Source organism: Siminovitchia jepli (genome assembly GCF_047228825.1).
Lineage (GTDB): Bacteria > Bacillota > Bacilli > Bacillales > Bacillaceae_C > Siminovitchia.
Map to the genome: position 1 here is coordinate 1 of NZ_JBFEGN010000090.1, position 13,769 is coordinate 13,769.

At 43.5% G+C, this 13,769-nt stretch carries 12 protein-coding genes; 11 read left to right on the top strand and 1 reads right to left on the bottom strand.

Translation table 11 applies throughout. The annotated features are described in order from the left end of the window. Positions 1-81 precede the first annotated feature (81 nt). The 11 genes from AB1L08_RS18980 (at position 82) to AB1L08_RS19030 (ending at position 12,848) form a co-directional block, all read left to right on the top strand. The gene (locus tag AB1L08_RS18980; protein ID WP_413066208.1) at positions 82-1,842 is read left to right on the top strand and encodes an amidohydrolase; all 1,761 of its coding nucleotides are present in this window, start codon (positions 82-84) and stop codon (positions 1,840-1,842) included. Positions 1,843-2,306: 464 nt separating this feature from the next. Next, positions 2,307-2,543: a biotin/lipoyl attachment domain-containing protein gene (locus AB1L08_RS18985; RefSeq protein ID WP_413066209.1), complete on the top strand. Its 237-nt coding sequence runs from the start codon at positions 2,307-2,309 to the stop codon at positions 2,541-2,543. A 78-nt stretch (positions 2,544-2,621) separates the two neighbouring features. Next, on the top strand, positions 2,622-3,668 hold the full coding sequence (locus AB1L08_RS18990; RefSeq protein WP_413066210.1) for an ABC transporter substrate-binding protein: 1,047 nt from the start codon (positions 2,622-2,624) through the stop codon (positions 3,666-3,668). A 40-nt stretch (positions 3,669-3,708) separates the two neighbouring features. Continuing rightward, on the top strand, positions 3,709-4,986 hold the full coding sequence (locus AB1L08_RS18995) for an NAD(P)/FAD-dependent oxidoreductase (protein WP_413066211.1): 1,278 nt from the start codon (positions 3,709-3,711) through the stop codon (positions 4,984-4,986). A gap of 23 nt (positions 4,987-5,009) precedes the next feature. Continuing rightward, positions 5,010-6,092: a C45 family autoproteolytic acyltransferase/hydrolase gene (locus AB1L08_RS19000; RefSeq protein ID WP_413066212.1), complete on the top strand. Its 1,083-nt coding sequence runs from the start codon at positions 5,010-5,012 to the stop codon at positions 6,090-6,092. Positions 6,093-6,340: 248 nt separating this feature from the next. Next, positions 6,341-7,864 carry a GNAT family N-acetyltransferase gene (locus AB1L08_RS19005; protein WP_413066213.1) on the top strand — a complete coding sequence of 508 codons (1,524 nt, stop codon included), beginning with the start codon at positions 6,341-6,343 and terminating at the stop codon, positions 7,862-7,864. A gap of 158 nt (positions 7,865-8,022) precedes the next feature. Next, positions 8,023-8,145, top strand: coding sequence for a hypothetical protein (locus AB1L08_RS19010; RefSeq protein WP_413066214.1), 123 nt, complete (start codon positions 8,023-8,025; stop codon positions 8,143-8,145). Continuing rightward, the gene (locus AB1L08_RS19015; RefSeq protein WP_413066215.1) at positions 8,145-9,089 is read left to right on the top strand and encodes an ABC transporter substrate-binding protein; all 945 of its coding nucleotides are present in this window, start codon (positions 8,145-8,147) and stop codon (positions 9,087-9,089) included. Before AB1L08_RS19010 ends, AB1L08_RS19015 begins: the two co-directional genes overlap by 1 nt. A gap of 102 nt (positions 9,090-9,191) precedes the next feature. Beyond that, complete coding sequence (locus AB1L08_RS19020; protein WP_413066216.1) at positions 9,192-10,796, top strand: amidohydrolase; 1,605 nt, start codon at positions 9,192-9,194, stop codon at positions 10,794-10,796. 23 nt (positions 10,797-10,819) lie between these two features. Beyond that, the gene (locus AB1L08_RS19025) at positions 10,820-12,163 is read left to right on the top strand and encodes an APC family permease (protein WP_413066217.1); all 1,344 of its coding nucleotides are present in this window, start codon (positions 10,820-10,822) and stop codon (positions 12,161-12,163) included. A 13-nt stretch (positions 12,164-12,176) separates the two neighbouring features. Further along, a complete protein-coding gene (locus tag AB1L08_RS19030) occupies positions 12,177-12,848 on the top strand; it encodes a GNAT family N-acetyltransferase (RefSeq protein WP_413066218.1) in 672 nt (223 codons plus the stop codon). 249 nt (positions 12,849-13,097) lie between these two features. On the opposite strand, the gene AB1L08_RS19035 is transcribed toward AB1L08_RS19030, so the two are convergent. Beyond that, a partial coding sequence (locus tag AB1L08_RS19035; protein WP_413066219.1) for an ABC transporter substrate-binding protein occupies positions 13,098-13,769 on the bottom strand: 672 nt, incomplete at its 5' end.

Sequence of the window (13,769 nt, forward strand, 5' to 3'; positions counted from 1 at the left end):
ATCCCTGAAGAAAAAAAGTAAAAAATGTCATTTTTCTATTTTACAATCTGACATAATACGATTAGCGGAAAATAGGTATTAATGTTTATTCCGTTATTACTCATGTTAAGTGCTTGTACCGAGAAATCAGATGTAAATGAAAAAAAGGATTCAGATGCTGTCAATAAAAAAGAAGGAGCGGTGTCTGATAATAAGGCCACGCTCGTTCTTAAAAATGGTATCGTTTACACGATGGAGGATGATCAGCCGACTGCCGAAGCAATTGCTGCAAAAGATGGCGAAATCATCTTCGTAGGCAGTAACGACGATGTGGAACAATATGTAGGCGACGGCACAGAGATAATTGATCTGGATGGGAAGATGGTATCTCCCGGCTTTATGGATGGCCATACGCATCCACCGGGGTTGTGGCCTGACAAGCTGTTTTCAGTAGATCTCTCAAGCCTCAATACCCATGAGGAATACATGAAGGCTATTGCTGATTTCATGGATAAAAATCCTGACACCAAAGTCATCAATGGCGGTTGTGGCTGGAAGTATGGGCCTTATGAGCAGGAGGATGGTACTAACCTTGGCCCTACGAAAGAGGCCTTGGATGAGGTCGTTCCTGATATTCCAGTCATCCTGAGCTCCATTGACTGCCACGCCGTGTGGGCCAACTCTAAAGCGTTTGAATTGGCCGGGATAGACGAGAATACACCGGATCCTAAAGGCGGCGAAATCGTTCGCAATCCGGACGGTTCTCCCCGCGGTGTAGTACGTGAAGGAGGCGGTTTGTTCAAAAAGGTACAAGATATGGCGCCGCCACTCACAAAAGAGCAGGAAAAAGAAGCAATGCTGAAATACATCGAAGAAGCAAATAGCTTTGGTATTACTGGTATCCAGCCTCATGGCAGTGGAGAAGAGCTTGCGGAACTGGAGAAAGAAGGAAAACTCACATTGAGAGTTGCTGCCACATCCTACGTGGATGCGGGGATGTCACCAGAGGAGGCAGTTAAACTTATTACGGATAATCGTGAAAAATACAATTCTGATTGGGTTCAGTTCAATACTGCCAAACTATTTGCCGATGGCGTCACTGAAGCCTCGACAGCCCTTTTCCTTGAGCCATACGGTGCAGGAGCTGGGAAAGGCCACAACCACGCCGGTGACACGGAGTGGGAAGTTGATGAATTCAATAAGATGGTTTCCGCTTTAGATAAAGCAGGAGTCCAGGTGTATACTCACGCCATCGGTGATGCTGCTGTCAGAATGACGATCGATGCGTACGAGAATGCCGCTAAGGAGAACGGAGAGCGTGATTCGCGTCACACTATCACACATATTAGCTCAATTGATGAGGGCGATATTCCCCGTATGGCTAAATTAAATATTTTGGCCGACCTGCAACCGTTCTGGTTTTACAAAGATCAGTATTTTGACACTGAAGCAGCGATGTTAGGGAAAGAACGTGCACTAGCCATGTATCCAGCCCGGAAGATGTGGGATGCGGGTATAACGATTGCCAGTGGCAGCGATTATCCTCCCACCCCTGATTACCGCCCGCTTAACGGGATAGAAATTGGGGTCACGCGAAACAGTCCTTATCCTGAAGAGCAGGAAAAGGATATGGTTCGCAACGCTGATTTTGCACTCACTGTCCAGGAAATGCTCCAGTCATTCACCAAGAACGTCGCTTACCAGATGTTCCGCGAAGATGACTTAGGTTCCCTTAAGGTTGGTAAGAAAGCGGATATGGTTGTTCTCGGGGAGGATATTACTAAAATTGATCCTAAAGATATTTCTGAAACGCCCATAGTATATACAATTGTTGATGGAAAGATTGTTTACAAAGGAAAGTAAACCTGCAAAGCTAAATTAGGATAGTCCCTTAATTACAAATACCGAAAGTGAATTTTGGCAGGGGTTGGTATAACGATATAGAAATGGAAACTGGATCCAATAAATGGGACACGTGAGAGGTGAATACACCTGCCGCCATAACGGATTCCTGCAAAACCATTGGCAAAGTTTTTTATGAAAAAAGCCCGAACCTACCTTATAGGTTCAGGCTTTTTTTCGTTAAACTCAAAAAAGGTCCAAAAAGTCATGCAAAAAAGAAAACATTATGCAATGGTGAATACACACTTTCAATCTTCATGTTGCAAACGTTGTCAGTTTAAGCAGGAACGTTTGGCATAAAACTTGCAATCATAAATATTAGCGCTTTTTTGAATTTCCGGAATGGTGCTGAGAAAAAGTAAAAACGATTACGAAAAATGGACTGGTGATAATAATCGAAAAAAACGACAGGAGAGACGGAAAAAATGGAAGAGATGATATTAAGCCCCTGCGATGGCATGCTGGAAAAGGTCCTGATTCATCAGGAGGCTGATATCCAAAGGTTTTTAACCATCTTTAAGATCAAAAAATCGGACGGCACTCTTTATGAAGTAAAAAAATCATACCGGGGAAACTTATTGTCGGTTGAGGTAAAAGAGGGGGACGAGATACTAAAAGGAATGGTGCTTGCTTACGTGGAAGATCTGGCCATTGATATTTGAATGACTGATTCAGTTTTATACTTCTATAAAAATCCGATAAACTACTAAAAATAATCCATCAAAAGGGGTAGGTTTTGGATGAGAAAAAAAATAGGTATTTTAATGATGGTGGCGCTTCTCGCATCAGTTGTTGCTGCTGGATGCGGAGGAAAAGGCACAGGAGGAAAAGACGAAAATGTCGTCAATATTTTAAATTGGTCCGAGTATTTGCCTGAACACCTCATTAAACAATTTGAGGAAGAGACAGGGATTAAAGTGAACTACAGTACGATTTCTTCCAATGAAGAGCTTGTAGCCAAATTAAATGTAGGAAATGCCACTTATGATCTGGCTGTACCGTCTACGTATTATGTTGAAGTATTAATTAACGAAGGCAAGCTGGAAAAAATCAATAAAGACAATATCCCCAACTTAAAAAACATTGACGAAAAGTTTTTGGGATGGGATTATGACCCAAATGACGATTACTCTGTTCCATATATGTGGGGAACGGAAGTTATTGCCTACAACGAAGACCTGGTAGATATTGAGATTGATGAATATAAAGATTTGTTTGATCCGTCGTTAAAAGACAGCCTTGTCGTATTGGATGACCCGCGTACGATGCTTGGCGCAATGCTTGAGATGCTCGGATATTCTGCGAACAGCACAAATGAAGAAGAGATCATGAAAGCCGGGGAAGAATTACAAAAATTAATGCCAAACATTAAGGCATTTGACAGCGACAGCCCGAAAAACTTGCTTGTCAGTGGTGAAGTGAAAGCCGGTGTAGTGTACGGAGCAGAGGCTGCTTTGGCCATGAGGGAAAATCCGAGCATTAAAACGGTCATTCCCAAAGACTTTTTAAGTCTGTGGCAAGACAACTTTGTTATTCCGAAAGATGCTCCGCATAAAGAAAATGCAGAAAAGTTCATTGACTTTATTCTTCGTCCGGAAATAAGCAAAGAAATCACGATGGACTATCCGTACCATAACCCGAATAAAGCGGCATTGGAAATATTGCCGGAAGATGTCCAAAAGGAGTTGGAATTATCCGATAAAGATTATGAAAGGGGCGTCCACGCTGTTGATGTCGGTGAAGCGATCAAATTTTATGACAGGGCATGGTCAGAAGTAAAACAATAATTGATTGAAAATGGATGCATATTGATGGAGGAGTGGAATGATGAGTGATTTATCATTGTGGCATGCGACTGCGAACGAACATCCAAAAAGGCCATCGTTGGAAGGGGAGGAAACGTGTGATGTCGTCATTATCGGCGGCGGCTTCACCGGGCTTTCCGTTGCATATCATTTACAGCAAAGAAATGTAAAAACGATTGTATTGGAAACACATTCTGTTGGCTGGGGAGCAAGCGGAAGAAATGGCGGGGAAGTGCTGATCGGCTACGTGGAGCCGATGAGTGCGCTGGCCAAAAAGTACGGCAGGGAGACTGCCAGACAGATGTTTCAAATGTCGATGGACTGTGTGGATTTGATTGAAAATATCATAGAAAAAGAAGACATCAAATGTGATTTTTTCAGAAACGGCAATATGCTGACAGCTTATAAGCCATCCCATTTGGATGGGCTCAAAAAAGAACAGCAATTTTTGTATGATGAATACAACTTTGAAACGAAAATCATCGAAAAAGAAGACATGCATACCGAAATGGAATCAACATATTACCATGGTGCACATATTGACGACAAAAGTGCGATCTTCCATCCGCTAAACTACTGCCTTGGATTGGCAGATGCCGTAGAAAAATATGGCGGGACCATATACGAAAACTCTGAAGCTCTCAAGATAGAACATCCTTCAAAAGATGAGGTGGTCGTGAAAACGAGTAATGGGTCCGTCAAAGCGAAACACATCGGCATTTTTGTGAATGCCTATACGACTGACCTGCATAAACTGATCAAAAGGGCAATTGTTCCCGTAGAAAGTATTGTACTGGCCACAGAAACGCTTCCGGAAGAATTGTGCAAGCGGCTGATGGTGAATAACCGGGCAGCCTGCGATACGAAAAATTTACTGTATTATTATCGCTTATCGGCAGATAACCGCATGGTATTTGGCGGTTCCGGCCGGACAACGAGCAAGCGTGACGCAGCGAGACTATTTATTAATTTGCAGAAAGGCATGATAGACGTATTTCCTGCATTGAAAGATGCAAAAGTCGAATATACCTGGAGCGGAAAAGTAGGATTTACGATTGAAAAGATCCCCTATATCGGGCAACTTGATGACGGCACCCACTTTGCTTTCGGGTATGCCGGACACGGAGCGGCCATGTCCACTTTGCTCGGAAAAATCGTCGCTTCAAACATTTTAAATGAAGGGGATAAAAACAACCCGCTGGACCGTTCGAACTTAAAGCCGATTCCTTTTCACAGCCATAATGCAAAAGGCTTGGGCATCATGAAATATTACTTTAAAATTAAGGATTATATTTCGTAATAGCACGAGAAAGGAAGACTTTCATGATCAAACAGTTGGAGTTAGAAGGAACACCAAGGGAAATAGGGGAAAAGCATGGACGTGAAGGCAAAGAACAAATCCAAATCAGCTTGGGCACGTATGAAAAATTGTTTTACGGATACCACCAAATTGATTGGAAAGAAGCAAGAGAGCGGGCGCTCGTCCATCTGAAAGCGATTGAACATTACGATCCGGGCTTCCTTGAGGAAATGGAGGGTGTAGCGGCGGGCGCCGGAGTGGATTTTGAAGATATACTTGCCTTGAACGCCCGCAGTGAGATTGCGCTTACCGGCAGAAAAGACAACATATTTTCTGATGGCTGCACGTCCATTGCTGTCACTCCGCCGGCCTCAGATGAGACCATTATCGGGCAAAACTGGGACTGGAAAGGAAGCCAGCAGGAAAGCTTATTGCTGCTTCGCATCAAACAAAAAGGAAAGCCGGATATTACGATGGTCACCGAAGGCGGCATTATCGGGAAAATAGGCTGGAACTCGGCAGGGATTGCCGTTTGCCTCAATGCATTGATCACAGATAAAAAATCGGATGAAGTGCCCATTCATCTTGGATTACGGGCAGTACTCAACTCTTCCTCTTACCATGAGGCCATTGCCAGGGTAAAGGATGGGCAAATGGCTTCGGCAGCCAACTTTTTGATTGCCAGCCATGAAAACGGACGCGGGTCGATGGCGGCCAATATCGAGGTATCCCCGTTTGGGATCGACCTGATGGGGAACGCTGATGGCTTTGTCGTCCATTCAAACCATATTTGTTCGGCATTTTTGTCGGAAAATTTGAAGGACTTGAATGAATTTAAATACACCGACTCAGTCGTCCGGAAAAGCCGGGCTGAGCAGCTGGTTCGCACCGCCCTTGCAAAAGGAAGAATGATTGATGAGGACAGCTTTAAAGAGTGGCTCTCGGATCGATTTAATTATCCGAATTCCATAAATCATTTTGCCAATGAAAACGCACCCGAGCATAGGCGAACTGAAACCGTATTTTCAATCATTATGAACTTATCCAAACACAAAACATGGCTTTGCCTCGGCAATCCGTCACCGGACAAGTATGAGGAAATTTAGCCGTATTTATCCAGAAGCCTCCTGCTTCTCAAAGTAATAATAAATGCCAGCCTCCGCGGATGTCACGCAAATCGATCGAAATCCGGTACAGCCATTACGCGAGACGTAACGGATCAAAAACAAGGGGGAAAGCTTAAGGAAAGAGATGTCGATCGGCAAGACCGGGTTTTTTACGCCCGGTCCGCCGTCCCTTTTGGGACATGCTTTTAATAGACTCATAAAAAATAAGAAAGGAAGTGGAAGGCATCATGAGTGAGACGGACACTTCTAATAAACCAAAGCAAATCATCGTAAGAAATATTCGCCAAAAAGACATTCCCGAGGTCGTTGAAGTAGCCAACCTCAGTTTTGGCATTCCCGGTGTTGCTTTTCAACCGGAACACTATGAAAGCCATATCCGAATATTCCCGGAAGGACAGTTTTGCGTCGAATATGACGGGAAAATAGTGGGCGCATGCTCAAGCATCATTGTAAATTTTGAAGAGTATAGTGAAGAACATACGATTGATGAAATTTCAGACGGCGGGTATATCCGTAACCACAACCCAAAAGGCACCCATTTATACGGATTGGATGTCGTCGTTCATCCCGATTACCAAAAACTGAAGATCGGACGCCGTTTGTATGAAGCGCGCCGCCGGTTGTGCCGCCGGCTCAATTTGAAAAGCATCGTATTTGGCGGCCGCATGCCCAATTATTATAAATATGCAAATGAAATGACACCGGAGCAATATGTGCAAGAAGTCATCAAGAAAAAAATCTATGATCCCGTCATTACATTTCAAACGATGAATGGATTTCAATTTAAAAAGATTTTGCCCAACTACTTATCGGATGACGGGGCATCGCTCAAATATGCCACACTCATGGAATGGGTAAATGAAGACTACGTTCCGCCCTCTGACAAAGACTACCGGCATGCTTTGCCTGTCCGCATCACGACCGTTCAGTACGAAATGAAGAAAATCGGTTCTTTTTCTGATTTCGCCAAACAGTGCGAACATTATGTGCACAACAGTTCCAAAATCCGCTCTGATTTTATTGTTTTCCCGGAAGCGGTTACATTGCAGTTGGCCTCTTTTCTTGGGGAGAGGTTTCCAAGCGGTCAAGCACAAAAAGCGGCTTCTTTTACAAATGAATATATAAAGCTGTTTTCTGATTTGGCGATTAAATACAGCATAAACATTATTGCAGGCTCTCACTATATGGAGGAAAACAACGACCTGTATAATGTTGCTTTCCTTTTTAAACGAGACGGTACGGTGGAAAAACAGTATAAACTGCATATTCCGTCACAAGAAGAAAAATGGTTCGGGATACAGCCGGGGAATGAATTGAAAGTATTTGATACGGAATGCGGCAAAATAGCCATTGTGGTCGGTTATGATATTCAGTTCCCTGAGACAGCCCGTTTGGCAGTCGATAAGGGTGCTCAAATCATTTTTACTCCGTTTTCTGCCGAAAATGAACATGACTTTTTAAGATTACACTATTGTGCACGTGCAAGAGCTGTTGAAAATCAGGCGTTTGTCGTGACATCTGGATCTTTTGGCCATTTAACGCATGTAACCCAGACGGATTCCCGCTACGGGAAATCGGAAATCTTTTCTCCGATTGATTTTTCTTTTCCGGGAGACGGCGTGATAGCAAAAGGCCAATCGAACGCAGAAACACTCGTTACAGGTGATGTCGATCTTGAGGCGCTGCGCAGAAATCGGGAGGCCGGCTCGGTAACGCCCTTGAAAGACAGGGAAAATCATCGATTTGCATAGGGCAAACGTACCCCAATGATGCGGCAGCCCATATATTAAAAAATTAAAACTTTTTATGTTTTTAGATCGGGAGGAAAAGTTTGCCGGGTTTTCCGGCGCTTTTTGCTCCTGCTTAAATCCCGGGTTTTATCATCATTTTTCTAAGGAAGTGAAATGTATTGAAGAAATTGAAAAAAACACCTGTTGTGATGTTTGCCGCCGTTTTGTTGATGAGCGTTTTTTGGCAGGGTGTGGAAAAAGCTCCTCGGGGGGAGGTTCCGGAAAAGAAGTTGTCAACATAATGAACTGGTCGGAATATTTGCCGGAACATTTAATCAAGCAATTTGAGGAAGAAACCGGAATTAAGGTAAATTACAGTGAAATTTCCTCCAATGAAGAGATGATGGCAAAATTAAACGTAAGCGGCGGGGACTTTGACCTGGCTGTACCCTCCACTTATTTTGTCGAAGTCTTGATCAATCAGGATAAATTGGAAAAAATCAATAAAGAGAACATTCCCAATCTGAAGTATATCGGTAAAGACTATTTGGGCTGGGATTTCGATCCGAATGACGACTATTCTCTCCCTTATTTGTGGGGAACGGAAGTCATTGCCGTAAATGAAGAACTCGTTGATAAAGAAGTAACCTCCTATAAAGATTTATTTGATCCGGAGTTCAAGGATAGTCTGGTCATTCTGGACGATCCACGGACAATGCTTGGGGCCATGCTGAGCATGCTGGGCCATGACCCGAACAGCAGAAAAGAAGAAGAAATTGTCGCTGCGGGTGAAGAGCTTAAAAAACTGAAGCCGAATATCAAAGTGTACGACAGCGACAATGCCAAAAACCTGTTAATCAGTAATGAAGTAAAAGCGGGAGTCGTTTACGGTGCGGAAGCGGCACTTGCAATGAGGGAAAATCCAAACATCAAGGTCGTTATTCCTGAAGACTTCCTCAGCTTGTGGCAGGATAATTTCGTGATTCCAAAGGGAGCAAAAAACAAAGAAAATGCTGAAAAATTCATTAACTTCATCTATGATCCGGAAGTAAACAAGGAAATTGTACTTGATTATCCTTATGTGAGCCCGAACGAAGAAGCCATGAACCTATTGCCGGATGATATCCGTAAAGAGATTGAGAAGACAGTGGATGAGGGAGTGAACCATCCAAAAGCAGCCCATGCAGTCGATGTGGGGGAAGCGCTGCAAATTTATGACCGCGTCTGGTCGGAAGTAAAGCAATGATTGAAAAGATCAGTCCTGATGATTGTTAGCCTGTTGTTTAAAGGGGGAAGAGCAAAAGTGTAAACCCCGTTTCGCCAAACAAATGATATGGGAGGGAGAGCTTTGAACAGTGCTGATCTGATTATTCAAGGAAACCGGATTTTTACCGGCAAGGAGGTAATACAGGGGAGTATTGCCGTTAAAGATGGAAAGATTCTCAATATTTCCAAAAGAGATGGATTCGAATATACCGGCCAAAATACAAAAGTGTACAAGTTTGAAAATCAAACGATTATGGCCGGTTTTCATGATTTTCATGTTCACTTGACCTTGGGCTGCCTTTTTGAGGATTACGCAAATCTTGCAAATGCCCGGTCGGCCCGTGAAGCCGCTCAAATGGTCAAAAAATTTGCGGACAAACGGCCGGATGATGAGTGGGTTCTCGGCTTTAGTTGGTACCACATTTTTTGGGATGAAAAAATAATGCCGGATCGTTCCATATTAGATGAACTTATTCCTGACCGCCCCGTGTTTCTATTAAATGCGGAGTGTCATGGCGCGTGGCTTAACAGCAAAGGGTTGGAGATGGCGGGGATTAATGAACATACGCCCGATCCCCCATTCGGGACCATCGTAAAAGATAAAGACGGCCAACCAACGGGGATTTTATTGGAAACGGCCATGAAGCTTGCAGACCAGGCTTTTCACATACCCGAAAAAAAAGCCGAAGAACTGCTGTCGCGATTTTTGTCTGCGGCGAATCGCCTTGGCATTACATCGGTTAGCGATATGCTGCCATTGCCGGGTTTTGAACTGGGGGATCTTTCTCTTTATCGAAAATTTGAGAAAGAAGGCAAGTTAACCGTAAGAAATTTTTTTCTCAGCCCATTGAATGGGGATTTAGATCAAGCAAAAGAGCTGCGGGACACCTATCAATCCGATATGCTAAAATTTTCGGGTTTAAAGCAATTTCTTGATGGTGTTGCGACTACCTACACTGCATATATGGTGAGTCCGTATTCCGATAATCCTGCAATAAAAGGGGAGCCGTTCCTGCCGCCGGATTTGTTGGAGCAATGGGTGACAGAGGCGGACCGGGAAGGGTTTCGTGTGCGTTTGCATGCCTGTGGCGATGGGGCTGTTCGGCTTGGGCTGGATTTATTTGAGGCAGCGGCAGGCCGAAATGGAAAAAGGGATTCCCGTCATGCGATTGAGCACATCGAAGTAATTCATCCTGATGATATCAACCGATTTGCCGACATGGGCGTCATCGCTTCCATGCAGCCGGAGCACATGGCCATTACCGGGCGCTTTAAGGATAACATTTATCCGGTTCGCTTAGGGAAGGAAAGGGATCCATTTACTTGGCCTATTAAAACACTGGCTGAGTCGGGTGCATACATGGCATTTGGAAGTGATTTCCCTGTTGTTGAATTGGATCCCATGCTGGAAATATATCGGGCGGTAACGCGGCAATATAATGATGGAGAACCCGAAGGAGGGTGGAACCCGCAGGAAAAAATCAGCATATCTGAAGCATTAAGACATTACACATATGGACCGGCTTTTGGCAACTTTATGGAGCATAAATTGGGAACAATTGAAAAAGGCAAGCTGGCCGATTTGATTGTCCTGGACCGTGACCTGTTTGCCGCTGAATCCGCAGAGCTTTTGGAAGCGAGGGTCAAGTTGACCGTTATGAATGGAAATGTTGTGTATAAAGACTAAATTTAATACAAAGGGGATTTTGTATGAGGACGGATGCAGAATTTAAAAAAGTTCTAACCTTGTTTCCTGTTGTTCTTTTCGGTTTGGCTTACATGGTTCCGATGACGGTTTTTACAACCTATGGAATTGTATCCCAGCTTACCTTGGGTATGCTTCCGGCAGCGTATATCGCCACATTATTGACGATGCTATTTACCGCATACAGCTACGGCCGGATGGTAAAAGCGTATCCGTATACAGGGTCTGCCTATACCTATGCCCAAAAATCGCTCAATTCTCATATCGGTTTTTTTACGGGCTGGATATTGCTGTTGGATTACTTGTTCCTCCCCATGATTAATTACCTGGTCATCGGAATCTATTTAAATGCCGAATTTCCATCGGTACCAAACTGGGTTTGGGTTATTTTGGCCATTTTGATCGTAACGCTTATCAATATCAGGGGAATAAAAGTTGTCACGAACGTCAATTTCTATTTAATCGCTTTTCAGATTATTGTCATTGCGTTTTTCTTGATCCTTTCCGTCAAAACGATATTAGGCGGGGGAGGAACGGGGACTCTATTTTCGACATTGCCTTTTTTTAATCCCGAAGGTTCGACTTCGTTGGTTTTTGCGGGTGCTGCCATTTTATGTCTGTCCTTCTTGGGATTTGATGCGGTCACCACATTATCGGAAGAAACAGTTGATGCAAAAAGAAACATCCCAAAGGCGATTTTTCTTGTCACCATTATCGGAGGTGTTCTGTTCATCATTGTTTCATATATTGGGCAAATGGTTTATCCGGATTATATGTCGTTTGAAGATCCGGACTCTGCTCCACTGCAGATTGCTGTTTTTATTGGAGGGAATCTATTTAAAGCCATGTTCCTTGCCGGATACATCCTGGGCTGCTTCGCTTCAGCAACCAGTTCCCACGCCAGTGTATCGAGGCTTCTTTTTGCCATGGGACGGGATACGATCCTTCCGAAGAAAGTGTTTGGGTATATTTCGCCAAAATACAGAACACCGGTGTACAGTACAGTCATCGTAAGCCTGTTGGCGCTGTCATCGTTATTTTTTTCTTTAGATACAGTTGCCTCTTTTATTAGCTTTGGCGCTCTTGCCGCTTTTACGATTGTTCACATATCTGTCATCGCTCATTACTTCTTTAAAAACAAACGGCGGTCCATGAAAGATTCTTTTCTCTATTTAGTCATTCCTTTGATTGGGATCATACTATGTGTCTGGTTATGGACAAGCTTAAGCCGGGATGCGTTTATGCTGGGGATCAGTTGGTTTATTATCGGAGTTATATACCTGGCCTATTTAACGAAAATGTTCAAGGAAAAACCGCCTGAATTAAGCTTTGATGAAAAAGTTTCTTAAGGGGATGTTTCAGTTGTATAAAAAATGGTATGTTTTCGATGGGGACAAGCCCGTTCAAGCAGTTATCAGGAACTATACAAAGGCTGATTTTCAGGAGCTGATTGATGTTCAGAAGGAAAGCTTTCCTCCGCCTTTTCCTGCAGATCTCTGGTGGAATGAAGAGCAGTTGAAAGAGCACATAGAAAGATTCCCTGAAGGAGCTTTGTGTGTGGAGGTTGAAGGGGAAATTGTTGGTTCAATCACCGGGCTGAAGATTGATTTTAACCCAAGCCGCCCGGAACATACGTGGTCTGAGATAACGAATGACGGGTATATCCGTAATCATGATCCCAACGGAAACGCCATTTATATTGTAGATATTTGCGTCAAGCCTGCTTTCCGTAAACTTGGGCTCGGAAAATGGCTGATGCAATCCATGTATGAGGTGGTAGTTCATGAGAGGCTGGAACGCCTACTTGGCGGGGCACGGATTCCTTTTTATCATAAATATCAAAAGGAAATGACCGCCGGGGAATATTTGAGCCGCGTGATGGAAGGGAAAATCAAGGACCCGGTTGTTACCTTTTTGCTGCATTGCGGACGGACACCCGTACAAGTTTTGCCGAATTACATTAAAGATGAGGAGTCTTCCGACTATGCGGCTTTGATGGAGTGGAGGAATCCGTTTTTAAGTTTGAAATATTAAAAGCGAAGATGCAAGTATAGTAGAAAGTCTGAGAGTTTTTTTAGAATATTGTGAGTAATGTAGAAAAGCTAATAGTAATTCTGGAAAGTTGATAGTATTATGAGAAAGCGGAGAGTATGCATCTACTGTACATGATTCTTATGCATTAGCGGAGGCTTTACATTTAAAAAACGCAGAATTGCCTAACTTATTTATTGCAAAAAGAAAATCCTAAAGGTAGCTTCCTATCCTTTAGGATCTTTGCCATATTCACTGTTTTACCTCAGACCAGGCCCTATCGTAGTCAAGGACGGCTTCACCAAGATCCTTCAAAAACTCTCCTTTCTCAAGTTCTTCGTCAGGCGGATTGACAGCAGGGTGCTTCATGATTTCGTCACCGATCAGTTGGTGCGCAGCCTTGTTAGGATTGGAATATGGAAAATTCTTTGTTATTTCAGCGCTGATCTCTGGCCTTAACACAAAATCGATGAACGCTTCAGCCGCTCGCTTGTTTGGGGCCCCTTTAGGGATAATGAAGCAGTCTATTCCCAAATACATGCCTTCTTCGGGCAAAACAGTCTCGATGGACGGGTTTTCACTGTTTGCGAGATAAGCCTCCGCTCCCCAAACGATCCCTGCTTTGGCTTCGCCATTTAAAAGCATCGTTTTTTGTGAATCGCTGTCAAAAGCCTTAATGTTGGGCAGTAGATCAACAAGAAGCTCCTTGGACTTTTCAATGACCTTAGGGTCGATCGAACTCATGGATTCTCCCTGTATCTTATTGGCTATGCCCAGCATAACTCGTTGATCATCCAATACTACAAGGGAATTCTTAAATTTCGGATCCCATAAATCTTTATAACTTTTAACCCAAATTACGAAAGTAAATTTGCCGAAAACTAATTCAGCGCTCTTTTGGGAACAATTTACAAATCTGGGTAC